Origin of the sequence: Roseimicrobium sp. ORNL1, from assembly GCF_011044495.1 — a bacterium.
Taxonomy (GTDB): domain Bacteria; phylum Verrucomicrobiota; class Verrucomicrobiia; order Verrucomicrobiales; family Verrucomicrobiaceae; genus Roseimicrobium.
In genome coordinates, this window is sequence record NZ_CP049143.1 from 3,134,309 (window position 1) to 3,160,162 (window position 25,854).

Consider the following 25,854-nt stretch of genomic DNA (forward strand, 5'->3'; position numbering starts at 1 on the left):
CGGTATCTCGCATGATTGACGTCAGACACTTCTCCGTACAGGAGACCTTGCGGAATGGCGTGAACGTTGAAATTCGGGCGCTGCACCCGGACGACGGCGCGCGCATGGATGAGGCCTTTGGGAACCTGGAGGAGGAATCCATCCGGTCCCGATTCTTTGCCTCCAAGTCGGGCCTCACCGAGCAAGAGCATCGGCTTATTCGTGAGCTGGATTTCGACTCCCAGGTCATGCTTGTGGTGACCTTGGTGGAACGGGAGAAGGAGATCATCATCGGTACTGGCAGTTACAGCCGGATCGGCAAGGATGCGGCGGAAGTGGCCTTCATCGTCGAGGAGGATTATCACAGGCAGGGCGTCGCACACCGGCTGCTTTGGCATTTGGGGCTTATCGCCAGGGAGCGTGGCATCACTCGATTTGTCGCTGAAGTATTGCCACAGAACCGTGCCATGCGCCGTGTGTTTGCGTCCAGTTGCTGGCCCATGACTTCCAAAAAGGAGGATGACGTGGTCCACATCACGCTTGATCTGACACAGGAACCCATTGGTTGGGGATGACGGCGCCCTGCACCTTTTCGTCAGTTTGATGATTTCTATGACGTGGCTTACGGAACTTCACGAAACACAAGGCGTCGCCCACTCGATCGGAGTGCTGGCGCTGGTTTGCGTGCTGGGCATGGCGTTTGGCAGTGTGAAGTTCCGCGGCATCAAGCTGGGCACGGCCGGAGTGCTTTTCGCGGGCATCCTGGTGGGTCATTTCGGAAAGGAAGTGGATCACCACACGCTCGCCTTTGTGAAGGAGTTTGGTCTGGTGTTGTTCGTGTTTACCATCGGTCTGCAGCTTGGACCGGGGTTCTTTGCCGCACTGCGTCAGCAGGGGGTGAAGCTGAATGTGCTCGCGGCATCAGTGGTCTTCCTCGGCGCGGTGGGAGCAGCGTTGGCGGGCTGGATCGCGGGATTCCAACCTGAGGCGGTGCTGGGCATTTTCTCAGGCGCATCAACCAACACCCCTTCTCTCGGAGCAGCGACGCAGACTATCAGAACCATCCCCGGCATCACGGAAGACAGGATGGCCCTGCCCGCCCTGGCCTACGCCGTGAGCTATCCCACCGCCATCGTGGGCATCATCGGGACGCTCCTTTTCTTGAAGCAGATCTTCCGCATCGATCCAGCGCGCGAAGCAAAGGAGTACGCCGAGAAGCAGCACAGCCAGGTGGCACCGCTGGAGCGAGCTACCTTTGTGGTGACGAATCCAAATCTCGAGGGCGTGTTGCTCAAAGACCTCCCAGGGAAAATCGAAGCCAGGGTGACTGTCTCCAGAGTGAAGCATGGCGAGGAAACCCATCCTGCCACGGATGCCACGGTGCTCCATCGGGATGACGTGTTGCTGGTCGTCGGTCCTCGCAACGGTTTGGATGCCATGGAGAAGGTCATCGGACAGCGCTCTGACAAGGACCTCACGATTGAGAAGAGCGCTGTCACGTTTCGGAGGGTGGTCGTCACGGAACGGAGCGTGCTTGGGAAGCGGGTGAGCGAGCTCGACTTGGATGATCGGTTCCACGTGATCATCACGAGAGTCACACGCGCGGATATCGAGATGTCTGCAGTTTCTGGACTGCGCCTGCAGTTCGGAGACCAGCTGCAGCTCGTAGGTAGAAGTGAGGATCTCGACAAGGCCTCCGAGGCGGTGGGAAACTCGCTGAAAGAACTGAACGAAACCCACTTCATCCCATTCTTCATCGGCATTGCCTTGGGAGTCATCCTCGGCACGATGCCCATTGCCTTCCCCGGGATCCCGCATCCCATCCGGCTGGGTCTGGCGGGTGGGCCGCTGATCGTGGCACTCATCCTGGCGAGGGTGGGGCACTTCCGCCGGCAGGTGTGGCACATGCCCATCAATACCAATCTCGCCTTTCGGGAGTTTGGCATTGCGCTCTTCTTCGCCGCCGTGGGATTGAGTGCCGGAAAGCAGTTTTTTGAGACCGTGTTCAGTTCCACGGGTATTCAGTGGTTGTTGGCCGGCATCTGCGTGACGATCATTCCGCTTGTGCTCGTGGCTGTTTTTGCCCGAGTCGTTCAGAAGATGAACTTCGTGGAACTCAGCGGACTGGTGGCCGGCAGCATGACCGATCCGCCGGCTCTCGCGTTTGCCTCAAACATCGCCGGGTCAGATGCTCCCACCGTGGCCTATGCTACGGTCTTCCCACTCACCACACTGTTGCGTATCCTTGCGGCACAAATTCTCGCCATCACCCTCTGCTCATGAACAAGATCGCCATCACCCAATTGGGAGAACCCCAACATGCCTCGCCCATCGACGTCATCGGAGGGGAGGAGTACTACATTCCCTCGGTGGTGCAGTGGTCCGCAAACGGAGCTCCAGATGATCAACTTTTCTTTGAGCGAGCCGGCCCGCGGCGGAAGCTGTACTTCAAGCCGGAGGAGACCCGCGCTGCCATCGTCACTTGTGGTGGCTTGTGCCCAGGATTGAACAACGTGATTCGCTCCGTCACTCGTCAGCTAAGGCGGGGTTATGGAGTGAAGTCCGTTCTGGGAATCCGTGGAGGTTATCGCGGATTGGACCCTGCTCGGGGAAATCCTCCCATCGAACTCACAGATGACTTGGTGGAATACATCCATGAGGATGGGGGTACCATACTTGGGACTTCAAGAGGGCCCGTCGATATAGGTGAAGCGGTGAAGTTTCTCATCAATCAGGGGGTCAACATGCTCTTTACCGTGGGTGGCGATGGTACCCAACGTGGCGGGAATGCCCTATTTGAAGAGGCGCAGAAGCAGGGACACGACTTGTGTGTGGTAGGGATTCCCAAGACTATCGACAACGACGTGCAATTTGTTTCCCGCACCTTCGGCTACGGCACTGCGGTGGAGGCGGCGGTGCGCGTCATCCACAGTGCCCACACGGAGGCGAGGAGTGTGGACAATGGTGTTTCCGTGGTGAAGTTGATGGGACGACACGCAGGATTCATTTCCGCTGCTGCGACGGTGGCCAGTCAGGATGTGAACTTCTGCCTGATTCCCGAGCTTCCCTTCAAGCTGGAAGGAGAAGGCGGATTGCTGGCCGCGCTGGAGAGACGCCTGGCGTGGAAGAACCATGCGGTGATCGTAGTCGCCGAAGGGGCAGGACAGGATTTGCTCGGAACGACAGGAGAGAAAGATGCCTCAGGGAATACAAAGCTCCAGGACATCGGTGTCTACTTGCGGGACAAGATCAACGCGCACTTCAAGGCCAAAGGTGTTGAGATGGTGATGCGCTACTTTGACCCAAGTTACCAGATTCGAGCCTGTGCCGCGAACACGGAAGATGCCCTGCTGTGTGACCGCATGGGGCGTCATGCCGTGCATGCTGCGATGGCTGGCAAGACGGGACTCGTAATCAGCTTCCTGCACGGTCAGTATGTGCACGTGCCCATCAGCGTGATCGCCCGTAGCAGCAAGCATGTGAACCTGGAGGGGGAACTTTGGCGTGCGGTGATTTCTTCGACGGGTCAGCCGGCGGAGTTTAAGTGAGCGTTCGTTTTTGCGTACACTCGACACCCGAGAGAGAACAGGAGAGGTCGCAGCGGGTGCCGAAGGCCTTGGACTGCGTGCAGCCTGCTGCCGCTTTCCTCAAGTGCAGCCTGCTGCACGCTTCATTGCGACGAAGTCGCCAAACCCTTCAGGAGGGCGTTACCCTACGAACGCGTGCCACCATTGCCACAGCAGGCTGTGGGCTCTTCAAAGCGGCAGCAGGCTGCACGCAGTCCAAGGACGCTTCGCGTCAGCTTCAGAATGCTTTCCTCAAGCCGCGCCCGGCGCCGCCAGCTGACCACGCAACTCCGCCGCGTATTGATCCGCGTTGAGCCCCGCGAGGAGATGCAGCGTCTTGGAGGATACTTTGATCACGGCTTCGATACCCGAAGACACGAGCGAAGATTCGTTGGCGCGGGACGCATCACGCAGCACCACGCGCAGGCGTGTTTCCGCGCAGGCATCAATGCGCTCGACATTCTCCGCGCCACCGAGTGCCGCGAGCCATTTGGCCGCCTTGCCAGCGGCGTCCGGATCCCGCAGCTTTGAGACCACTCCGGCCGCAGCGGCAGGAGCTTTCACGGGAGACGGGGCTTCGAGTTCATCCGCTTCGGGACCTGCGGTCTTCAGGTACTCCTCCATCTCGGTCTTCAAATTCTCACTCTGCGTGCCGAAGATAGCCTGCACGCCATCACCCACGACCACCACGCCAGCGGCTCCCAGGGCCTTGAGCTTTTCCACGTTGGCCTTGGTCACGTCATTGAGCTTCACGCGTAGCCGGGTGATGCAGGCATCGAGACTGGCGATGTTGCTGCGCCCGCCGAAGGCGCGAATGAGTTGCAGGGCAAAACTGCCACCTGTTGACTTGGCTGCTTTCGCGGCTTCGTCCTCCACTTCGCGACCTGGCGTGGCGAGGTTGAACTTGCGAATCGCGACGGTGAAGACGGTGTAGTAGAGGACCGCCCAGATGGGGCCCAGCACGAAAAGCCACAACGCATTATGCGACTTGGGGAACAAGACCACGTAGTCGATGAAGCCGTGCGAGAAGGTGAAGCCATGCTTGATGCCCAGCACAATGCACAGGAAATACGCCACACCAGCGAGCAGTGCATGGATGCCGTACAGCACCGGCGCAACGAACAGGAACGCGAACTCAATAGGTTCCGTGATGCCCGTGAGGAAGGCCGTAAGTGCGGCTGACATCATGATGCCGCCCACCTTGGCCCGGTTCTCCGGACGCGCCGCACGCCACATCGCAATGGCTGCTGCGGGAAGACCCCACATCTTGAAAAGATAACCACCCGTCATGTTCCCCGCGGTGGGATCCCCGGAGATGAAGCGCGCGATTTCTCCCTTCACTACATTGCCAGTTACGGGGTCTGTGAAACTGCCCGCCTCGAAGAAGAAGGGCACGTTCCACACGTGGTGCAGGCCGAAGGGGATGAGCGCACGCTCCACCACACCATAGATGGTGAAGGCGAGGGCGGGCTGGCCATGAGCCGCCCAGTTGGAGAAGTTCTTGATGGCGTCACCGATCGGAGGCCAGATGAAGCTTAGAATCACACCCACAAAGATGACAGCGAAAGAGGTGATGATGGGGACGGATCTCTTCCCTGCAAAAAAGCCCAGATACGCCGGAAGCTGGACCTTGTAGAACCGGTTGAAACATGCGGCCGCGATCATCCCGACAATGATGCCGCCGAACACCCCTGTATCGACGGACGGGATGCCCATGATGGGCTTCACCTCCAGTTCCCGCATACTGGCACTCACTCCCATGGCTGCGAGGAAGACGACATATCCCGTGGTGCCGGCGAGCGCGGCCACACCGTCATTGTCCGTGAGCCCGATGGCCACACCGATGGCGAAGAGCAAGGGCAGGTTGCCGAAGATGGCATCACCCGACTTGGCCATGATGAGCGAGAGGCTATGGGGAAGCCAGTTGAAGTCTGCACTGCCCACGCCAAGTAGGATGCCCGCGACGGGCAGCACGGCGACCGGCAGCATCATGCACTTGCCAATCTTTTGCAGCAGCGAGAACGCGCCTTTAAAGTTGATGTTGAACATGGCGGTAAGGGTTTAATCTTCGAGGTCGGGCACCAGCGCGCGGACTTCCTCAGCGGTGGAGCAGTCGAGGGCGCGCCTGGCGAGTTCCTTGCATTCAGAGAGCTTGAGACGGCGTATCTGAGCCTTCACGGTGGGAATGGCCGGGATGCTCACGCTTAGTTCGTCCACTCCGAGTCCCACGAGAATGGGCACGGCATGCGGATCTCCGGCAATGCCACCGCAGATGCCGGTGAGTCGCCGGTGTACATGCGCGCCTTCGATGGTCTGTGCAATGAGTCGCAAAACAGCCGGATTCAGCGCATCGACCTTGGGCGCGAGCTTGGGATGACCGCGATCCATCGCGAGCGTGTATTGCGTGAGGTCATTGGTGCCGATGGAGAAGAAGTCTGCTTCTTCGGCAAAGGTCTTCGCCATGACGGCCACGGCAGGTACTTCCACCATGATGCCGCAAGGAAAGGGTGGAATGCCCAGCGCCTTCGATTCTTCTGCGAGCATTGCTTTTGCATCCCGGAGTTCCTGCAGGGTTGCGATCATGGGGAACATGACATGCAGTTCGCCCTCCTTGGAAGCGCGCAACAGGGCCCGAAGCTGGGTGCGCAATACCTCCGGCCGATCCAATCCCACACGGATGCCACGCTCACCGAGGAAGGGATTGTCCTCCTTGGGGATGGGCAGGTAGGGAAGGGGCTTGTCTCCTCCCACATCCAGCGTGCGGATGATGACGTGCCTGTCTTTTCCCAAGGCGCGAATTACCGATGTGTAACTCTCCGTCTGCTCATCCTCACTGGGCGCAGCAGAGCGATCCATGAAAAGGAATTCCGAGCGCAGCAGGCCCACGCCTTCACCGCCGAGATCCACAATCTGCTTGGCATCCTTCACGCCGCCAATGTTGGCGAACACGGCGATACGGTGACCATCGCTGGTGACAGCAGGCTTCAAGGCATGGGTGATATCCTCCTTGCGTCGAGCTTCATTCTTCACCTGACGCTTGCGGATGCGCTCAATCTCTTGCGGCGGCGGACTGAGCAGCAGAGAACCCTTGCTGCCATCGAGAATCACGGGCGTTCCTGCGGCAATCTCCAGGGCTGCGGGCTCGATCCCCGCGATGGCCGGGATATCCAATGAACGAGCGAGGATGGCCACATGCGATGTCGCGCCCCCGCGCACAGTAGCAAAGCCCATCACACGCCCGCGTTCCATCGTGGCTGTATCGGAAGGTGTGAGGTCTTCCGCGATGAGGATGGAGTTCTCCGGATAGGAGGGCAACTGGCGGCTCACTCCCGTGAGAAGCTCAAGCACGCGCCAGCCCACATCGCGCACATCATTGGCACGTTGCGCGAGCAGTTCATTCCGCAGGGACGCAAGACGTTCGGCATGCAGCTTCGCTGCACTCTTCCATGCGTAGGCGGCACTCTTTCCCTTCGCCATGGCGGAGTTGGCGATGTCGAGGAAGTCGGGATCGTCGAGCAGTTCTGCATGCGCGGCAAAGATGGCGGCCTTGGCCGGATCGGCCTTGGCATGAAGCTGGGCGCGGAGGGCGTCGAGCTGCGCGCGGGCCTTTGCAATCGCATCGGTAAGCTTCGCCTTCTCCTGTTCCACACCGCTGCCTTCCTCCTGCACGGCGATGTCTGCGCGCTGTACCTGGAACACCGTTCCCACGGCCAGACCCGGTGAAGCGGAAACACCCAGCAATTCATTCGGATTGCTGCTGCGGCGTTGCGGTGGGGGCTCGGAGAGCTTGTTCGTCGTCGTGGTGGCGGGCGCAGGTGCTGGGCAGCAACCTTCATCGCCCAGGCCTTCCGCGATGAGCTTGCTCAGCTTCGCCACCGCTTCCTTGGCATCCGCACCCCTCGCGACGAGCACCACCTTGTCTCCGTGGGACGCTTCCAATGCCATGATGGCAGTGATGCTGCGGGCATTGGCCGTCCGATCGTTGAGCTGGAGCTTGATCTCGCTCTGGAAACTCTTGGCCACATTCGCCAGCACCGCGGCTGGTCTCGCATGGAGCCCGGTCTTGTTCGGAATGAGAATGGCATCTGACGTGACTGCCACGCCTCCGAGAACAGTGCCGGGTGCATGGCCATTGGAGAGCGTCAGATTGAGCAATGTGTCTGCTCCCGCTTTCACGGAGCCTGAGGCACGTTCCATGCCGCTCACCTTGTCTCCATTGGCAATGATGATCTGCGTGAGCAGGCTCTTTGCATGAGTGGCCACTTCATCGAGGTCGAATTCAATGAGCGGGGTGCCAGCTTCCACACGATCTCCCGCCTTGACCTTCGGCGTGAAGCCGACGCCTTTCAGAGACACGGTGTCGATGCCGATGTGCATGAGAATTTCCACACCATCATCGGCCCGGATGGTGAGCGCGTGGGACGCGGGATGGATATGCACTACTTCACCCGCGCACGGAGCGCGCAGGCAGGAGTCCGTGGGATCGATCGAAAGGCCGTCGCCCACGAGCTTCTGTGCAAATACAGGATCCGGCACGCGCTCGAGCGGATAGATGACGCCGGAAAGCGGCGCCGTGAGGATGAGCGTTTCAGACATGGCAATTGTGGGGGCTCTGTCTGGCCTTTATTCTACCACCAGGACTCAAGCTGGACACCGTAGGAAAGACCTTCAAGTTCGTTCCGGTAGGCACTGCCGCCCACCTTGCCCCGGAATTCCTCGCCCCACTTGGCATAGGTGACGAAGGCGCGCAGGGCAGGGCGGCTGAAAAATTTGCGTCCGCGGCTGATTTGGGGAGCGAGGGTGATCTTCCACAGGTAGTCATTCACCCCGAGTGGCTCGCTATCCACGAAGTCCACACCCGTTTCCAAGGCGATGCTGAAAGTGTCTGTGATGTGGAAGATGGGGCGCACACCGAAGGATGCCCACTTCTCGCTGGAGTCTGGGCCGCCGTAGTCCGTGTCCTGATAAATGGCAGCAGCCTGCAGCGAGAGCCATCTGTTGGGCTCAATGGTAAAGTGGTCGGTGACGCGGAATCGCGTGGCGTCATCGATTTCCGGAGAGGCGACGTCAATGGTGGCGGCAAAGTTGTACGCGGCACCGGTGCCATATTGGATGGAGAACTCATTGTAGCCTCCGAGGAATGCTTCCGGCAGGGTCCGGTGCTTCATGCCCACGGCGACGCCCTGGGAGGATTGAAGGGAGAAACGATCACCATTGACGTCAAAGACGTTCAGCACCTCGCCGCCACTGGAGCTCGCATATGCCAGCCAGAACCCGATTTTCCCGAGCGGAGCGGGGATGTCATACACCCGCAAATCGAACGTGCTCTTGGCAGCATTGCCATCATCCGTCTGGTAATCGTCGAAGCTGCCGCCGAGCCATGCCAGGGCCAGCTTGGACTCGCCAATGAACGGCACATCCTGGACACCGCCACCATAGCCGCTCATGTCCAGCCAGTAGAAGTCATTGATGTGGATATCCTGCCTGCGGTAGTAGCGCTGGCCCGCCCAGAAGCGCATGTCCGGTGCCTCCGGTACGATATTCCCCGCCTCCACGAATGCCTGCCGGAGTGCGATGTCGTTGCCCAGATTCTGGGCATTGAGAGAGTCGTACGTGTCATTCTGACCGGTGGAGAAGGAGAGCATGATGGTGGAGCGCACATAGGGCGCCTTCATGGGGTCATCCTCACGGAGCCAGTTGTGGGTGAACTCCAGTTCGCCGTACGTGTCTTCTTCGTTGCCCAGGCGGTACTTTGCTCCTGCTCCCGGCGCCTTGAAGGCTTCCATCTCACCTCCCTCGCCATTCAGGCCAAAGCCTGCCCGGAGGTAACCGTGAAATTCAAAGATCTGCGGCATCTTGTAGAAGGCCGCGAGATCAAAGGGGGTGCCCGAGCCGCTGCGGAAGATTTCGCGCGACTCCGTGGCGTCATCTTTGATGCTTTGCTGGATGCGCGCAATGGCCTCAGAGTTGGCCTTGGAACGCCTCGACATTTCCTGGTATTGCGGATCGGTGTGGGTCGCCAGGTTTTCCAGATCGGAGACGCGCTCCTCGATTTCGTCCATCTGATCTTCGGTCTTCTTGGTAGACGCATTCGAAGCAGTCGTACCATTCTTCTTCAGGCGTGCGTTGTCGGTCTCCAGGTCATCAATGCGCGACTCAAGGTCTTTGATCTTGCCTTCGTAGCCCGCCTTCATCTCGGCGAGTTGCGTTTCAATCTGCTTGCGGAAAGCGGCCATCTCCGCGCTCTCCTCAGCAAGTAGTGGCAGTGGGCTGGTTCCAAAAGCACAAATCCCGAGCAAACCTACTAGTTTCGTCTTCATATAGTTGGGAGTGAAGAGCGGTGCGCGATATCGAACTAATGCTACCCAGCGGGTGCATTTGTACTCCATAGGACCTTGGTCCTACGCATCAGATAAACTCGCGTCCCAACAACGAGTTGTGGGTTAGTCCGGCCCTATTCCCTATTGAATTGGAGCCATCAACCACGAGGTACGAGCAGCAAGGCGGAACCACCAGGGGCGCTCCGTGTAATCGGCGGCCGCGGCCCGCGTGCTCTTTGCGAAATCATTCAGGAACATGGCCTCTGCCTCCTTCACCACGGAGGGTTCGCCGAAGAGCAGGGTGATCTCGAAGTTCAGCCGGAAGCTGCGGTTGTCGAAGTTCGCCGTGCCCACACCGCAATAGTCATCCACCAGGATGGCTTTCTCGTGCAGGAAGCCGCTGGTGTATCGCCATACCTGCACACCTGCCTTTTCCAGATTTGGGAGATAGGTATAGCTGGAAAGTTGCACCATATTGCTGTCCGCCTTCTCAGGGAGCAGGATGCGCACATCTACTCCACGCAGCGCCGCAAGCTGCAGTGCGGAGGTGAATTGCTCATCCGGCACAAAGTAGGGACTCGCGATCCACACCCGCTTCTTCGCAGCCTGGATGGCATGCAGGAAGAAGAGGGTGCACGTTTCAAACTCATCCGCAGGACCTGAAGGCAGGCAGAACGCAAGGCCATTCTCGCCACCGGGGGCGGGCTTGGGAGTCCAGTTCAGGTTGGGGATGCTGCCGGTGGCCCATTTCCAGTCCTCCACCCACGCGATTTGCACACACTGTACCACGGGACCTTGCACCTTCACATGTGTGTCCCGCCATGCGCCCATCTCGGGGTTCTTGCCAAGATACTCATCCCCCACGTTGTGTCCGCCGACGAAGGCCGTATGACCGTCCACGACCACGACTTTCCGATGGTTGCGGAAGTTGAGCTGGAAGCGGTTGTCATCGCCCTTGCGGGTATTGAAGGGGTGAGTCTCCACGCCTGCCGACTTCAAGTCCGCCAGGTACGAATCGGTCAGCCCGTGGCTTCCGATTTCATCGTAGACGAGGTAGCAGGGGACGCCGGCTTTTGCGCGCTCGATGAGTGCATCCTTCAGGCGACGGCCCAACTCATCATCGCGGATGATATAGAACTGCACGAGCACGTATTCGCGCGCCTGGGCAATGCTCTCAAAGATGGAGCGGAAGGTGGCCTCGCCATCGATGAGCAACTCGACGTGATTACCTTGGGTCGCTGGCATCTTGGCCAGTCTCTCAAGCAGATTCGCCGGGGCAGGCACCTCGCTTGCGTGAGGGCGCATGGCCAGCAGATCCTCGGCGAGCTTTCGTTCCTTGTCAGACAGCTCGGCTTCCGTCTTCTTTCGCAGCACTACGTATCCTTCGAAATTGCTGCGCCCGAAGATCCAGTAGGCTGGCACGGCGACGTAGGGGAATGTATTCAGGGAAATGGCCCAGCCGATGGCCCCCTGAGCAGTACGTACATTCAGGACGGCATCGATGGACGTCAGCAATCCCAGGAGATGACAAAAGCCGAAGAACAAGGTGCGCCGCGTCTTGGGATGCTCTTTGAGCCAGCGCAGCGGAGCGGTGAGAAATGCAAATCGTGCCATGGTTACTTTCGTGCTTCTCGGGATTGGTTTTGTGTCTCTATCATTCACACACTGAACGGTCGATAGGCCCTTGGTCCTACGGCAAGGCGGGTGCAGAAAAGGACGTAAACCGTAGTCTGCTGCGTCCCCATGTCAGAGCCCGTCCATGCATCCATCCGCCATGCGAGGTCCGTTGCGCGACTGAGCCACACCTTCTCCGAAAGCCTGTCCGCCTCGGACCTTGTGGAACCGATCGTGTCTTTGGATGAAAACCAGCCGGCAAGCATGGGGCTGGATCTCATGCGAGCGCGGGAGTTCTCGGTCCTCGGCGTACGGCACGCCGGGCTCGTGGCAGGGTGGGTGAACCAAGAGGACCTGACAGGTGGGACCCTCGGCGAACACATGCGCGAATTCGCTCCTGAATCGGTGCTGGATGAAGATGCGGGACTCGATGTGGTGCTGGTGGCTTTCGGGAAAGGCGAGCGGGTATTTATCCGCTGGCTCGGCGAGGTGGCCGGAGTGATTACGCGGCAGGACTTGCAGAAGGCACCGCTACGCATGTGGCTCTTCGGCGCCATCACGCTCTTCGACCTGAACATGACGTGGGCCATTGAGGAATTGCATCCCGGCGATACGTGGACGGATCGCCTTTCACCCGGGCGGTTGGAGAAAGCCCGGGTACTCTGCGCGGAACGGGCGAGATGTGGCAATCCCTGCCGCTTGGTGGACTGCCTGCAGATCAAGGACAAGGCGGATATCCTCTCGCGTGATGTGCAGAATCTCGCCGTACTGGGCTTTACCTCGCGGCGGGAGGCGGACCGCTTCACCCAGCGCATCGAATCCCTGCGCAATCACCTGGCCCATGCGCAGGAGCTGGAGGGGGAACACCTGGCCACGGCGTCGAGCCTTGCCACCTACATCGAATCCATTGTGCAGGGTAGGGGAGTCCGTCAGGTGGTGGAAAAACGGCGTGCAGGCGATTGAGTTTTTTGCGCATGGGTTCATGCCTATAGAGAGTATCGGACCAAGGTCCTATTTCACCGGTAGGCGGCATTGGGCACTGTGGGCGCAATGGCTTCGAGTACTGATCCAGTTCCATCTCCTGCGGCCGCTGGGCCATCGGTGGCCTCACCGCTGCCGTCCCACAAGACGAAGATTGTTGCTACCATTGGTCCTGCGTCCGAGTCACCGGAAATGCTCGTGCGGCTGATCAAGGCAGGGCTGAATGTCGCGCGTCTGAACTTTTCTCATGGTGACTTTGAGCAGCATGGCGAAGTCATCCGGCGGATTCGTGAAGCGGCTAAGGTGGCCGGACGACGCGTAGCCATCATGGCGGATCTGCCCGGGCCCAAGATGAGGCTCGGCAAAATCGAGCCGGGACCCATTCAGTTGTTGCCGGGCGATCGCTTCACCCTGACGAATGAGGACATCATCGGCGATCAAACGCGTGCCTCGATGACCTTCGAGCCGTTGCCGCGGGTGGTACACCCGGGTAATCGGCTCTTCCTGAATGACGGCACCGTACAGTTGATCGTGGAACGAGTGACCGGTAACAATGTGGAGTGCGTGGTCGCTGTCGGTGGAGAGCTGAGCTCGAAGAAGGGACTGAATCTCCCCGGCATCAATCTTGGCATCAGCGCGTTTACGGAGCGTGATCGGGCATGTCTGGAGTTTGCCCTGGGGGCGGGAGTGGATGCGGTGAGTCAGTCCTTCGTGGAACGTGCTTCGGATATTGAGGTGCTCCGTGCTGCCGCGGCGAAGCTCGGTCGCCAGCCTTTCGTGATCGCGAAGATTGAGCGGTCCGATGCGCTGGAGCATTTCGATGAAATCCTTGCGGCGACGGATGGCATAATGGTGGCTCGGGGTGACCTCGGAGTCGAGGTGCCCATTGAAAACATTGCGCATACCCAGAAGGTGCTAATTGCAAAAGCCAATTTGGCGGGCAAGCCGGTCATCACCGCTACGCAGATGCTGGAGTCCATGACCAGCAGCCGCCTTCCCACGCGAGCGGAGGCTACTGATGTGGCGAATGCGATTCTCGACGGCACCGATTGCGTGATGCTTTCCGGGGAATCGGCGATGGGCCGCTTTCCCGAAGAGGCCGTGCAAATGCTGGCGCGCATTGCGGCGGCGACCGAGCCGACTCGTGTTCGGGGACATCGAGTGAACGACTCTAGCATCGCCGGTTCACGGGAGACAGATACACTCAGCGAGCGCGTTGCCTCCCTGGTAGAGCATGCGCTGAGCATCGTGCCGTGTGATCTGGCGCTTGTTCCTACACGAAGCGGAAAGACCGCCAGGATCTTCTCACGATGCAAACCCGCCGTGTGGAGCATTGCTCCGAGTCCGGACCCGGTGGTGTGCCAGGGACTCGCCTTTTCCTACGGCATCCATGCCGTGGATGTTCCTGATGATCCTGAGGATTGGCAGAACTTTGTGAACGAATGGAGCAAGAGCCACAACGTGCCCGCCAGCCGGGTGATCATGGTTGCCGGACCCTCCGTCCGCAATCCGAAGGCCAATCACCGGATCGAGTTCATGCGGCTCGAAACGAGCGCGTCCTGACCTGAGAGCTCCCGTCTGAATTTTCCACATCATCACCCATGGACATCAAACTGATCCTCGAATTCCTCGTCATCTTGGGCGCGCTCGCCATGGGCGCAAGAACCGGAGGCGTGGGGCTCGGTCTCTGGGGCGCGGTGGGCTTGCTCATCCTGGTTACAGTCTTCGGGGTCACTCCGGCTGCGCTTCCCGGCGATGTGTTGCTCATCGTGCTCACGGTCATCATGGCCGCGTCGGCGATGGAAGTGGCGGGGGGCATCGACTTCCTCGTGCGCATTGCGGAGAAGATCATCCGGAAGAACCCGAAGCAGGTTACAATCGTGGCGCCGCTGGTGACATACGGATTCACCTTCGCCGCAGGCACGGGGCACATTGTGTACCCGCTGCTCCCGGTGATCTACGAGGTGGCGCACGAAAATGGCATTCGACCTGAGCGGCCCATGGCGGTGGCAACCATCGCTTCCCAACAGGCCATTACAGCCAGTCCTGTGTCGGCGGCGACAGCGGCGATGATCACGATATTCGCGTCGCACGGCTTCGGATTGGTGCAGATCCTTCTCATCTGTGTCCCCGCCACGATTCTTGCCGTGCTGATGGCGGCGTTCGTACAGCTTCGTGTTGGCAAGGAACTGAAGGACGATCCTGAGTATCAAAAGTTGCTGGCCTCGGGCGAACTTCAGCCTCCTGGCAAGCTCTCCGGCAAGGAGCCGGAGCCTCTGAAGAAGGGAGCGAAAATAAGCGCGATCGTATTCCTCGTTGGTGTCGTACTCGTCGTGCTGGCGGGCATCTTTCCCGAGCTTCGTACCGTGGTTGGCTCTGGAACCGAGCCCACGGAACTCAAGATGCCTGTTGCCATTGCGATTGTCATGCTCACCGTGGCGGCGGTGATCCTCACGGTCACCAAAGCTCCCGTCGGCGATGTGGTGAAGTGCAAGACATGCCAGTCGGGCGTTACCGCGATCGTGGGTATTTTGGGCCTCGCGTGGATGGGTGACTCATTTATTAACGCGAATCGTGAGACCATCATCGGTGGACTGAGTGGCATGGCGAAGGCCGCACCGTGGACATTTGCGATTGGCTTGTTCGTCGCGTCGATGCTGCTCTACAGCCAGGCGGCGACGACGAAGGCGCTCATGCCACTCGGCCTCTCGCTAGGCATCCCGGCACCGTTTCTCATTGCCATGTTCCCGGCGGTGAATGGTTACTTCTTCATTCCGAACTACGGCACCATCATCGCTGCAATACAGTTCGACCGGTCAAAGACCACCCGCATCGGCAAGTATCTGCTGAACCACTCCTTCATGCTGCCGGGCATCATCTGTACCATTGGCGCAGTGGGCATTGGGCTCATCATCGCCACTTTCTTCAATAGATAACAAACCCACCCACTTATTCACGCACGTATCTTTATGAGTCTCCAACTCGACACCATCGCCGCTGCCGCGAAACGCATCGGCATTGCCACGGAAGATCTCGCTGCCGTGTCGCAGCAAGGCAACGCCGTGTCTTACGCCGCGGGCGACTATCTCTACCACGAGAGTACGCCGCGTCTCTGGCTGGGATTGGTCCTTGAGGGCGAAGTCGAAATCGAACGTGGCACGCAGGCCCGTACGGTGACCTTGGCCACGTTGATGCCAGGTGCTGTCTTCAGCGAAGGTGTGATGCTGGATGATGCTCCCCATGCCGCGAACGCGCTGACTCACAAAGGCGCAAAGGTGTGGCAGATTTCCCGCGCGGAGCTGGAAAAGGTGCGAGCGGAGAAGCCCGACATCTTCTATCGCATTGTGGGCCGCATCGCTGCGCGTCTCAGTGAGCGTCTGCGTTTCGCTGCGGAACGCATCGCGGGAGAGAAGTCCGCGACGGTGGTGTCTTCAGTGCGTACGGAACACGACTCCCTGGGTGAGCGCGAAGTGCCCGACCACGCCTACTACGGCGTGCAGACCATTCGTGGCATGGAGAACTTCCACATCTCCGGCATCGGGATGTATCACTTCGAGCACTTCATCCGCGCTTTCGCGTTTGTGAAGAAGGCGGCTGCGAAGGCCAATGCCGAGCTCGGCGTGCTCAGTCAGGAACGCGCGGATGCCATCATGAAGGCCTGCGATGAAATCGCCGCGGGCAAGCTCCATGACCAGTTCGCCATCGACATGATTCAGGGCGGTGCGGGTACCTCCACGAACATGAACGCGAATGAAGTCATCGCCAACCGTGCCCTGGAGATTCTTGGTCATCGCAAGGGCCAGTACGAACACCTGCATCCGAACGACCATGTGAACTGCTCGCAGTCCACGAACGACGCCTATCCCACCGCCATCAAGGTGGGCGTGCTGCTGACGCTGCGGGAGACCGTGTCCGCCCTAAGGGAACTACGCGCTGCATTGCAGGCCAAGGCGAAGGAGTTCGCCGATGTGCTGAAGATGGGCCGCACGGAGAATCAGGATGCCGTGCCCATGACCCTGGGCCAGGAGTTTGGAGCCTACGCCGTGATGATTGGCGACGGCATCCGCCACCTCACGCGTGTGGGTGAGGAGTTCCTCGCCATCAACATGGGCGCGACCGCCATCGGCACGGGCCTTAACAGCCCTCCCGGATACGCAGCACTGTGCACGAAGCATCTGGCGGACATCAGCGGTATTCCAGTGACACTCGCGGATGATCTCGTGGAGGCCACGCAGGACTCCGGTGAGTTCGCGCTGATGAGCAGCACGATGAAGACCGCTGCGGTCCAGCTCTCGAAGATTTGCAATGACCTTCGCTGGATGTCCTCCGGTCCGCGCTGCGGTCTCTATGAAATCCGCCTGCCCTCCATGCAGCCGGGTTCGTCCATCATGCCGGGCAAGGTGAATCCCGTCATTCCTGAAGTGGTGAGCCAGGTGTGCTTCCAGATCATCGGCATGGACATCACTGTCTCCATGGCGGCCGAGGCCAGTGAGCTGGAGCTCAACATGGCGGAGCCGGTGATTGCATTCAACCTCCTCTTCGGACTCACGCTGTTGCGCAATGCGGCGATCGTGTTGCACAGCCGCTGCATCGTCGGCATTGAGGCGAATCGTGAACGCTGCCTGCAGTATGTGCACAATTCCATCGGCCTCGTCACCGCGCTCAATCCGGTGCTGGGCTATGAACGTAGCGCCGCGATTGCGAAGGAAGCGCTCAAGACTGGAGGCAGCGTGTACGAACTCGTGTTGCAGAAAGGCTGGCTGACGAAAGATCGGCTGGACGAGCTGCTCAAGCCCGAGAACATGACGCACCCGCGCCAGCTCAACTAGAAGCGATGAGCACTGGTGATCCAAAGCCGGGGATCATCCCGCTGCAGTCTGCTCAACGGTTGTGAATACTTGTTCGTGCCTGTTCCCATGAAAGCCATCCTCACCACTCTTGTACTCGCAGCGCTTTGCTGCCTGACATCCTGCTCCAGCAATGATGAACTGCAGGAGCGCCTCGACAAGCGAACGGATGCCTACTCCAATTTCCAGGAGCGCCGTGAGATGCGTGCAGATGCGCGGCAGCAGCGGACGGATGCGTGGTTTGATCGCGCGATGCACTAGAGCGGTCTTTTTAAAATAGCTGAACACCCAAAAGGAAAAGCCTCTCGAGTCGAGAGGCTTTTTACAACTAGCTGGGGCGTTCTCAGGCCGCGGCCAGGCACGTGCCTTTGGCTTTCAGCTCGCCGCGGTATTCGCTCGGCGACATGGAGGTCACGCGGCGGAAGCTGCGGTTGAACTGCGAAAGGGACTGGAAGCCGGCGTCGAAGGCCACTTCCGTCACACAGTAGCGGGGTTTCATGAGGAGCTTCTTGGCGTGTTCCACACGGGCGTGATTCACAAAGCTGGTGAAGGTATGGCCGGTGTACTTCTTGAAGACCTTGCAGAAGTGGAAGGCGCTCACACCGGCGTAGCGGGCCACGTCGTCGAGGAACATGGACTCCGTGAGGTGCTTCATGATGAACTCACGGGCCTTGCGGACCGTGATGGGTTCGCTTTCGGTGGCCTCAAGGAAAAGATGTTCAGCCACTTCGCTGAGTTGCACGGCAAGCACTTGCAGCAGGGTTTCCATGGCCTTCAGGCGCTCCGGGGTCACTGTAGGTGTCTGCTCATAAATCTCGCGGGCCGTCCGGACTTCAGCGGCAGTGGCGTCGTCCTGCAACATGACACGTGCCACGTCATCGAAGCTGCGGAAGTAGTCGGTCTGCACCGCCACGGGCTGCAGAGTGACCCAGGCCACCACTTTCTCAGCGGCGCGCACGGGCAGATGCAGGCGCTTCAGGGAGGGAATGCTCGACTCACGGCGGGCGCCCTCTGCGCTGTCCAGGCTCAGGCGCAGGCCCGTGGTGGTTTGGAACGCTTCCCGGTAGTTCTGGAACAGGTTACCGTGGAGCAGGCGTTCGTGAGTGGCGGGGGCAAGTTGGGTGGTAGCATTCATGTTCTGCGGTGTTTGATGACACCACATGCTAGTCCCAATCACATCTTGCGAAATTCGTACCCCCACGTGTTCGTGGCGTCATGATTCGCGCAAGTGAGGCGTAGGGGAATCCTCTACGACTCTCTTACTTCACGCTGCCTTGCTGATTCTCCACCCAGCGCACGGCGTAGCGCACGAGTGCATTGCCATCAGGGAGTTGCAGCTTGTCTTTGATATGGGCTCGGTGCGCATCGATCGTGCGCACACTCACGTGAAGCTGGTCGGCGATCTGGCGTGTGCCGCGTCCACTGCCGATGAGTTGCAGCACTTCCAGTTCGCGATCCGTGAGGCGATCAATGCCCGCCGAGGCTGAAGTCTTGCGCTGTCCGGAGAGCAGCTCCAGCATCACGCTCGCCATCTTGTCGCTCAGGTAGATGTCACCGGCAAGTACCCGCCGCACCGCGCGGATGAGATTCTCTGCGGCGGCTTCCTTCATGAGGTAACCGCGGGCACCGGCACGGAGAGCGCGCTCGGCGTACAGGGATTCGTCATGCATGGAGAGCACCATGATCTGCAGATCCGGATGCAGGGCGCGCAGGTCCTTGATGAACTCAAGGCCGTGCTTGTCCGGTAGGGTGAGATCCGCGATGACGAGATCGGGATTCTGCTTCGCTGCAGCCGTCATGCCCTCCGCGGCATTTCCCGCTTCGGCGCAAACCTGAAGGTCGGGCTCCGCAGAGATGAGCTGCACCAGTCCATGCCGCATGATGGGGTGATCGTCCACGAGCAACAGGCGTTTCATCTCGGGGCGGGCTTTCTTTGTGGTGCGGCTGGCGCTGGTGCTGGCACTTGCGTTGGGCATGGCATCAATCTGCCTGTGGATTGATGCCGCGCAAGCTGCGGAGGGGGAGGTGCGTCCTCAGTGTACTTGGAACTCATAGCCCTCCGGCTTCACCGCGAGCACCGAACAGGGCGAGTTCGTGATGATGCGCTCTGCCGTGGTGCCCATGAAGATGGTTCGCAAGTTCGTGCGGCCACGCGTGCCCAACACCACCAGATCGGCACCACTCGTGCCGATGTACTCGTAGATGGCATCGCGCACATTCACGCGCTCCAGGACCACGCCCTTGGCGCGAGGCGCCACAGCGGCCGGGATGAGAGGAGTGCGGAATTTTTCGAGTTCACCGCCCCAGTATTCCGTGCTGGTGGTGTCAGGAACTTCGAGCGCTGGCAGATACCCGGCATAGTCCAGTGACATGGCCAGCGCTGTTTGATTGACGGTCAGGCAGTCAAGATGGCTGCCCTCGATCTCGGCGACCTCAGCTGCATGACGCACCGCCTTCGCAGAGGTCTCGGAAAAGTCTACACAGGCCACGATGTGGCGGAAGGCGTGTTTCGTGTCCTCGCGTACCAGCAGCACATCCGCAGGTGCCTGGCGCGCACATCTCGCGGCGATGGCTCCGATCTGGTTGTGGGCGCTGATGCGTCCTCGTGAGCCCAGCACGAGCAGGCCGGCCTTGAGCTTGTTGCACCAGTGAATGAGCGTCACGAAATCGGCACCCGTCTCAAACTCGAACGTGAGGTCTTTGGTGAGGTCAGCCGGGGCATCCAGAAAGGCGCGGAGCCGTTCCAACATGGAGGCGTGCAATGCGGCATCGGTGAAGCCGTGGGCCGTTTTGATTGCGCCTGCCAGATCAGGATCCATCACATGCAAAGCGGTGACTTTTCTTTGCTTCGCCTTGGCAAGTCGCAGGGCGGTGAGGAGCGCGTTTCGGCTGGAGGGGGAGAAATCGATTCCAACCAGCATGGGTGAATCAGCATTCATGGCACTAGGATACACCAAAAGCTCCTTTTGCGCCACGCACAGTTTGCGTGCTGGCCTCCTTATCTTGGGTCCTCATCTGCCGACCCCAATATCCCAGAATGAGTTGCACCAAAGCGAGGGTCACCACCGAGCTGGCCGGCATGAGCACGGCGGCCAGCAGGGGACTCATCATCCCGGCAAGGGCCAGGGCAATGGCGGACACATTGTACAACAGGGCAAAGGCGAAGACGCATCTCACGGCCAGCATGCGGCGGTGCGCCACGGACAGCAGGTCCGGCAGGAAGCGCAGACTGTTTCCAAGGAAATAGAAGTCCGCCTTGTGCTCGAGAAAGTTTTTCCCTGTGACTGGTGAACCTGCGCAAAGGGCTTCATCGAATGCTAGACTGTCATTCGCGCCGTCGCCGATGAAGAGTGTCTGGCCTGCACCGGACGCCCGCACGGCAGCGGCCTTTTGATCGGGTGTCATTTCTGCATGGAAGCTGGATTCATCAAGCCCCAGTTGAGCAGCGATGTGTGCCACCTTCTCCCGACGGTCACCGCTCAGCAGCGCCACTGAGAGGCCGAATTGGGTGAGGCGATGCACCGCGGCACGGGTGGAGGGACGCAGGCGATCTTCGAACGTGAATGCGGCCAGCTTCATCCCATCGCGGCTGAAGACGACGTCTTCTTGCGCGGCTGGGCTGGAGCCACGATCCTTCCAGCCGGGCCTGCCCAGAGCATAGGCGTGGCCATCATGCGTCTGCAGCATCAAGCCCATGCCCACTACTTCCTCAGCCTGGGCGCTGTCGGAATCAGGGCGTGAAGTGTGTAGCGCGAGCGCATCGAAGAGACTGCGACACACCGGATGCAGGCTGGAACGTACCAGCTGATGCAGCGCTGCTCGATCTGCGTCATGAAGAGAACTCAACGCTTCGGGATTCTTCAACGTCGGATTCTCAGCGGTGAGCGTGCCGGTCTTGTCAAAAAGCACACGACGCACCCGCACGAGGCGTTGCCACAGGAACCCCGTGCGAACAAAGACACCCAGCCGCTGCAGCAGGGCATTCGCGAGGTCGTCGGCAAAGGGAGCTGCCACGCCCAGCGCGCAGGGACAGGAAACGACGAACACGGAAATCATCACCTGCAGTGCCGTCGCGGGGCTAGCTCCCATGGCCAACCACACAACTCCGCCAGCGATGCCAATCAACACGACCGCCGCGAGGTACCACTTGAGCAGAGTGCCGACGAACGGTGAAAAGGCGTGCTCGTGGCGGTCGCTGGTGACGAGGCGCTGGAGCAGGGAACCTTCCCAACCCTCGAGCGTCTCCACTTCCACGGGCCTGTGGCTTGTCATCAGGGCACCAGAGGGAACGAGTTGTCCGGAGGTGCGTTCCGTGGCCGCGCTTTCGCCATTGATCCACTCAAGGCTGATGCCCACATGCGGAGAGCTGAGACGTGCGCTTACCGGACATAGGTCACCGGACTTGAGGCGCATGGTGTCACCCGCGGTGATATCGCGCAGCGCTTTGGGTTCCGTGGCGCCATCGGGATGGCATATCGTCATGATTTCCGCGACCACTGCGCCTTGCAGCATGCGGCGGCTGTTCTTTTCCACGGCGAACTGCTGGAGCCACCTGCCCACCAGCATGAGGAAGATAAATGTCGCGACGAAGTCGAAGTACTTCAGGCCGTCGACCCCCATGGCCCAGCCCACCATGGCGCCAATCCAGGCGGCACCGATGCCGAGGGTGATGGGTGTATCAATGTGCAGCACACCATGCTGCAGTGCCCGCCAGCTTTTCTCCGCGAAATAGGAGCCGCCCACCAGCAGCGCAAGGGTGGCCGAGCAAGCCGCCACCAGGTCGAACCACTCTGCGAACATGAAGTCCCGCGACATACCGAGATACGTGGGCAGGGTGAAGGCCATGGCATTCATGGCAAAGGCACCGCAGAGACCCATGCGCCGTACCAGGTCAGCCGTGGCGGGCTTGGACTTGTCCTTTCCGGAAGATGGACCCAGCATGTAGCCGAAGTGCTGCAACCGCTCTGCGAACCCCACGGGAGAAAACGTGCCCGCAGTCCATTCCAAGTCGATCTCACCACGTGAGGCGTGGATGGAGATTCTGCCTGCGCCGGGTTGCTGCTGATGCACACGCCCCATGAGCCAGATACAGCCCAGACAGGACATGCCCTGCACCCCAAGATGGAGCTGAGCGACGGTGGAGTCTTTTGCTGCTTTCGCTTCGGCTTCCGCAGTCGCTTGTGCCAGCCAGTCAAAGTTTTGCTCACGCAAGGCCTGGCTGCCCACCGGCACCAGCGTTTGATCACCCCGCAGTTCGTAGAACTTCTCCAGTCCTTCCTGCTGGAGAAGGTCGTGCACAAACGCGCAGCCCGTGCAGCAGAAGCGCATGTCCCCCGAGGTGGAGGGCACCGGCGTACCGCAGTGAAGGCACAGGGGCTCAGATGTTCCTTTCATGGATGTCAGTGGCTGTGGCAGCACAGCGCCTCCGGTTCGCCCGTAAACGTGCCTCGCAGACGCCACACCATGATGAGCGCCGCGCTGAGGGCCAGACCACGCTGCACCCACTGCGAGGCCCGACCACCGTACTTCGGTCCGAGCAGATGCACCTGGGTCTGGGCGAGCCAGAGCAGGGGCAGGGTACCGAGACCAAAGGCAGCAGCGAACTGCGCACCGCGTGACAGCGAACCATTCGCCATGGCGAGCGTCAGCATCAGGTAAAGAGGACCACAGGGGAGTAGGGGAGTGGCAGCGCCCAGCAGACTGGCACGAGCCGCCACCGGCACGCGGACGAGCGCGAGCCGTAGCTTTGCCATCGGCCTTGTAAGAATGAGCGGCTTGGGTAACCACTTACCGAGTCCCAGGGCGACTGCGAGAAATACGATCACGAACAGCCACGGCAGCACCCGGGCGCCGTGTGCATCCAGCCATCGCAGGGGCAGTGTGCCCACTGCGCCTGCCACCGCGCCAAGCGTGGTGTAGGATAAGATGCGCGCACCATGATATAGCGCTGCATTGCGATGACGCGCAATCGCGCTGCCACCGTTCCCGATGGACCAGGCGCATACCATGGGGCCACACATGCCCAGGCAGTGCACACTGGTCACCAGTCCTGCCACGAAGGAGGCGGCAGTGCTGTCAATTGTTTGCACTCTCCACTCCTCCTGTGAGGGATACCGTGTCCGGCATATTCTGTACTGCGATGGTGACGAAGGACCCAAGGACCGAGACGAACATCACAAAGCAAACTACAACCCAGATCCACGGACGTTCTTCGATGTACTTTTTCATGACGTTGATGATGGGGGTAGGGTGCTGAATCGGAGGTCGGGCCCGAGGAATTCCACCTCCTGGCTGAGTTCCACACCATCGCCCACCTCGCGGATGATGATGCGCACCCGTTGTGATCCCTGATACAGTTTTTGCGGCATGGTCAGGATCACCGTCTTCTCCACTTCGTCGAGCGAGGGGACTTCCACGGCGGCCTCAGCGCCCAGGAGTTGCATGCCCTCGGGTGCGCCTGTGGCATCCAGCTCCACGCGGAACTGCGTTGGCAGGTGCTGCTTGTTGATGATGCGAATCGTGAATTGATTCCTTACGGTGCCCTCAGAGACGAAGAAGGGCTGGCCCGGAATGCGCTTGGCCAGTACTCGCACGGGTTTCAATGAGTACAGCGCGGCACCCGCAGCGAGGAGTCCCATGAGGGCGAAGGCGGTGTACACCAGGGTGCGAGGGCGCAGGTAGCGGGTCTGCTTGCCCGCCAGCCCCTGCATGGAGTCATAACGCACCAACCCCGGGGCACGGCCCACCTTGGCCATGATGCCATCACATGCGTCCACGCACGCCGCGCATCCGATGCACTCGAGTTGAAGCCCATTGCGGATATCGATGCCAGTGGGACACACTTGCACACAGCGCATGCAGTTGATGCAATCACCCACACCCGGCGCGCCCACCTTGCCGCGTGGCTCACCGCGCTTCTTGTCATATCCAATCACCACTGTGTGGTCATCCGTGAGGGCAGATTGTAACCTGCCGTACGGGCAGAGGATGATGCAGAACTGCTCGCGGAACCAGGCGAAGGCAAAGTACAAGCTCCCGGTGAGGAAGAGCACCACGCCGAATGCCATCAGGTGCTGCGATGGCGGGCCCTGCATCCACGCGTAGAGTTGCGGGATGGAGACGAAGTAGCTGAGGAACACGTGTGCAATCGCCAGTGACAGCACGACATAGATGCCGTGCTTCGCGATGCGTCTCCATGCCTTGCCCAGAGACCATGGCGCCGCATCCAGCTTCTTCCGCGCTGCAGCGTCACCGTCGATGAAACGCTCGACGCGGCGATACACATGATCGAGGAACACCGTGTATGGGCAGGTCCATCCGCACCACAGGCGGCCGAAGAGCGAGGTCACGTAGAAGAGCCCGAATGCCAGACCTGTGACCAGGAAGAACCCGAGCCACAGATCCTGTGCCACCAGCGTAAAGCCAAAGAAGTGGAACCGGCGGTTCGCTACATCCAGGAACACCGCAGGGAATCCCTTCACCGGTATCCAGGGCAGTCCCACATACACGGCGATGAGCACCAGAGCCGTGAGGCGCCGCGCCAGCGTGAAGGGACCCTTTACATCAGACGGATGCAGGAAGCGGTGGGAGCCATCTGCATTGATGGTCGTGACGCTCGTCAGATTGGGGGGGCGCTGACTCACGATAGTCTCCTGTCTAGTTCGTCTCCACGGTGTGAGGCTCTCCTTCTTTGTGATGGCTCAGGAGATAGGCCACGACTTCCACCACACGCTGGGTGCCCAGCTGCGGCTCCCAGGGAGGCATGCCCTTCGTCACATCCGGCGAACCTTTCCGCACGATTTTCAGCACGTCCGTGGGATTGTGCCCGTGCTTCCATGACTGGTCAGCGAGGGCGAGTCCGGGCAGGAGCGGATTGGACTTCTTCCCCATCAGATCAGGTCCATGACAGGCTACACAGGTAGACTTGTAGGTGGCCTCGCCAGCGGAGACCACTGCCGGGTCCTGTGACATGGACCAGAGCTTCGCGTCATCGATATTCTTGAGTGCTTCTGCACGCTGCTGCTCGATCTGCTGCATGGCCTGGCCAATCTTCTCTTCATCCGTGGGGATGAGGTGGAACTGGTAGTAGGCCAGCCAGTGGACGATCATCCAGAGGATGGCGATGTAGAAGGTGAAGAGCCACCAGTTGGGCAGTTTCTGATCGTACTCCTGAATCCCATCGTACACATGCGGTCTGAGTTCCGGCTCTCCGGGATTCGCGGGTTTCGGTGTTGATGCTTCACTCATGATGGGGGGAGTTGGGGGAAGGGGAATGAGAATGGCTGTCGCGCAGGCAGCGGCACTCGGCGCACTTGCCGTCGCACGGTGGTCGCGCAGGCAGTGCTGTGGCCAGGGCAGGCTTCAGGGGCTCTTCCAGTGGCAGGTGAGCCAAGGTGTGGCACTTCTCCCGATGCATGAGCAGGGCCCGCAACAGCATCACGAGGAACACGGCAAAGGTCAGCGCAAACCCAATCATCGGCAGATACTGATGCCAGTCTTCAATGATGACGCGGCGGAACATGGGGTGGTGTTCGTGGTTGAAGTTGG

20 protein-coding genes are annotated in these 25,854 nt (G+C 60.0%); 8 read left to right on the forward strand and 12 right to left on the reverse strand.

Annotation, left to right across the window (positions count from 1 at the left end; all coding sequences use genetic code 11):
• Positions 1 to 11 precede the first annotated feature (11 nt).
• Genes G5S37_RS12595 through G5S37_RS12605 form a run of 3 tightly spaced genes read left to right on the forward strand, consistent with a single transcriptional unit; the run spans position 12 to position 3,527 of the window.
• Positions 12 to 554, forward strand: coding sequence for a GNAT family N-acetyltransferase (locus tag G5S37_RS12595; protein ID WP_165204410.1), 543 nt, complete (start codon positions 12 to 14; stop codon positions 552 to 554).
• A gap of 37 nt (positions 555 to 591) precedes the next feature.
• Positions 592 to 2,262, forward strand: coding sequence for a putative transporter (locus G5S37_RS12600; protein ID WP_165204413.1), 1,671 nt, complete (start codon positions 592 to 594; stop codon positions 2,260 to 2,262).
• Entirely contained in the window at positions 2,259 to 3,527 is a 1,269-nt protein-coding gene (locus G5S37_RS12605; RefSeq protein ID WP_165204416.1) for an ATP-dependent 6-phosphofructokinase, read from the forward strand. Before G5S37_RS12600 ends, G5S37_RS12605 begins: the two co-directional genes overlap by 4 nt.
• A gap of 270 nt (positions 3,528 to 3,797) precedes the next feature.
• On the opposite strand, the gene ptsG is transcribed toward G5S37_RS12605, so the two are convergent.
• From ptsG to cls, 4 genes are all read right to left on the reverse strand, one after another.
• Positions 3,798 to 5,594, reverse strand: a complete 1,797-nt coding sequence (gene ptsG, locus G5S37_RS12610) for a PTS glucose transporter subunit IIBC (protein WP_165204419.1) — start codon at positions 5,592 to 5,594, stop codon at positions 3,798 to 3,800.
• Positions 5,595 to 5,606: 12 nt separating this feature from the next.
• A complete protein-coding gene (gene ptsP / locus G5S37_RS12615; protein ID WP_165204422.1) occupies positions 5,607 to 8,141 on the reverse strand; it encodes a phosphoenolpyruvate--protein phosphotransferase in 2,535 nt (844 codons plus the stop codon).
• Positions 8,142 to 8,173: 32 nt separating this feature from the next.
• On the reverse strand, positions 8,174 to 9,781 hold the full coding sequence (locus tag G5S37_RS12620; protein ID WP_165204425.1) for a carbohydrate porin: 1,608 nt from the start codon (positions 9,779 to 9,781) through the stop codon (positions 8,174 to 8,176).
• Positions 9,782 to 10,006: 225 nt separating this feature from the next.
• Positions 10,007 to 11,479, reverse strand: coding sequence for a cardiolipin synthase (gene cls, locus G5S37_RS12625; protein ID WP_165204428.1), 1,473 nt, complete (start codon positions 11,477 to 11,479; stop codon positions 10,007 to 10,009).
• A gap of 129 nt (positions 11,480 to 11,608) precedes the next feature.
• On the opposite strand from cls, the gene G5S37_RS12630 reads away from it, so the two are divergent.
• The 5 genes from G5S37_RS12630 (at position 11,609) to G5S37_RS12650 (ending at position 17,568) form a co-directional block, all read left to right on the forward strand.
• On the forward strand, positions 11,609 to 12,442 hold the full coding sequence (locus G5S37_RS12630; protein WP_165204431.1) for a hypothetical protein: 834 nt from the start codon (positions 11,609 to 11,611) through the stop codon (positions 12,440 to 12,442).
• An 87-nt stretch (positions 12,443 to 12,529) separates the two neighbouring features.
• Entirely contained in the window at positions 12,530 to 14,023 is a 1,494-nt protein-coding gene (gene pyk / locus G5S37_RS12635; protein ID WP_165204434.1) for a pyruvate kinase, read from the forward strand.
• A 38-nt stretch (positions 14,024 to 14,061) separates the two neighbouring features.
• Positions 14,062 to 15,396 (forward strand): anaerobic C4-dicarboxylate transporter, encoded by a 1,335-nt coding sequence (locus G5S37_RS12640; protein WP_165204437.1) that lies wholly within the window; start codon positions 14,062 to 14,064, stop codon positions 15,394 to 15,396.
• A 33-nt stretch (positions 15,397 to 15,429) separates the two neighbouring features.
• On the forward strand, positions 15,430 to 17,289 hold the full coding sequence (locus tag G5S37_RS12645) for an aspartate ammonia-lyase (RefSeq protein ID WP_165204439.1): 1,860 nt from the start codon (positions 15,430 to 15,432) through the stop codon (positions 17,287 to 17,289).
• Positions 17,290 to 17,376: 87 nt separating this feature from the next.
• A complete protein-coding gene (locus G5S37_RS12650) occupies positions 17,377 to 17,568 on the forward strand; it encodes a hypothetical protein (RefSeq protein ID WP_165204441.1) in 192 nt (63 codons plus the stop codon).
• A gap of 82 nt (positions 17,569 to 17,650) precedes the next feature.
• Here the strand turns inward: G5S37_RS12650 and G5S37_RS12655 are convergent, their stop codons facing one another.
• The 8 genes from G5S37_RS12655 to G5S37_RS12690 all read right to left on the reverse strand — a co-directional run bounded on the left by G5S37_RS12655 (position 17,651) and on the right by G5S37_RS12690 (position 25,828).
• Entirely contained in the window at positions 17,651 to 18,442 is a 792-nt protein-coding gene (locus tag G5S37_RS12655) for an AraC family transcriptional regulator (RefSeq protein WP_165204442.1), read from the reverse strand.
• Between the two features lie 124 nt (positions 18,443 to 18,566).
• Complete coding sequence (locus tag G5S37_RS12660) at positions 18,567 to 19,283, reverse strand: response regulator transcription factor (RefSeq protein WP_165204443.1); 717 nt, start codon at positions 19,281 to 19,283, stop codon at positions 18,567 to 18,569.
• Positions 19,284 to 19,340: 57 nt separating this feature from the next.
• Positions 19,341 to 20,246 (reverse strand): universal stress protein, encoded by a 906-nt coding sequence (locus G5S37_RS12665; RefSeq protein WP_165204444.1) that lies wholly within the window; start codon positions 20,244 to 20,246, stop codon positions 19,341 to 19,343.
• Between the two features lie 4 nt (positions 20,247 to 20,250).
• Complete coding sequence (locus G5S37_RS12670; RefSeq protein ID WP_165204445.1) at positions 20,251 to 22,701, reverse strand: heavy metal translocating P-type ATPase metal-binding domain-containing protein; 2,451 nt, start codon at positions 22,699 to 22,701, stop codon at positions 20,251 to 20,253.
• A gap of 5 nt (positions 22,702 to 22,706) precedes the next feature.
• The gene (locus G5S37_RS12675; protein ID WP_165204446.1) at positions 22,707 to 23,396 is read right to left on the reverse strand and encodes a sulfite exporter TauE/SafE family protein; all 690 of its coding nucleotides are present in this window, start codon (positions 23,394 to 23,396) and stop codon (positions 22,707 to 22,709) included.
• Between the two features lie 135 nt (positions 23,397 to 23,531).
• Positions 23,532 to 24,950, reverse strand: a complete 1,419-nt coding sequence (gene ccoG, locus G5S37_RS12680; RefSeq protein WP_165204447.1) for a cytochrome c oxidase accessory protein CcoG — start codon at positions 24,948 to 24,950, stop codon at positions 23,532 to 23,534.
• Between the two features lie 13 nt (positions 24,951 to 24,963).
• Positions 24,964 to 25,554, reverse strand: a complete 591-nt coding sequence (locus G5S37_RS12685) for a cbb3-type cytochrome c oxidase N-terminal domain-containing protein (protein WP_165204448.1) — start codon at positions 25,552 to 25,554, stop codon at positions 24,964 to 24,966.
• Positions 25,547 to 25,828 carry a hypothetical protein gene (locus tag G5S37_RS12690; RefSeq protein ID WP_165204449.1) on the reverse strand — a complete coding sequence of 94 codons (282 nt, stop codon included), beginning with the start codon at positions 25,826 to 25,828 and terminating at the stop codon, positions 25,547 to 25,549. The genes G5S37_RS12685 and G5S37_RS12690 overlap by 8 nt, the downstream gene beginning before the upstream one ends.
• Between the last annotated feature and the right edge of the window lie 26 nt (positions 25,829 to 25,854).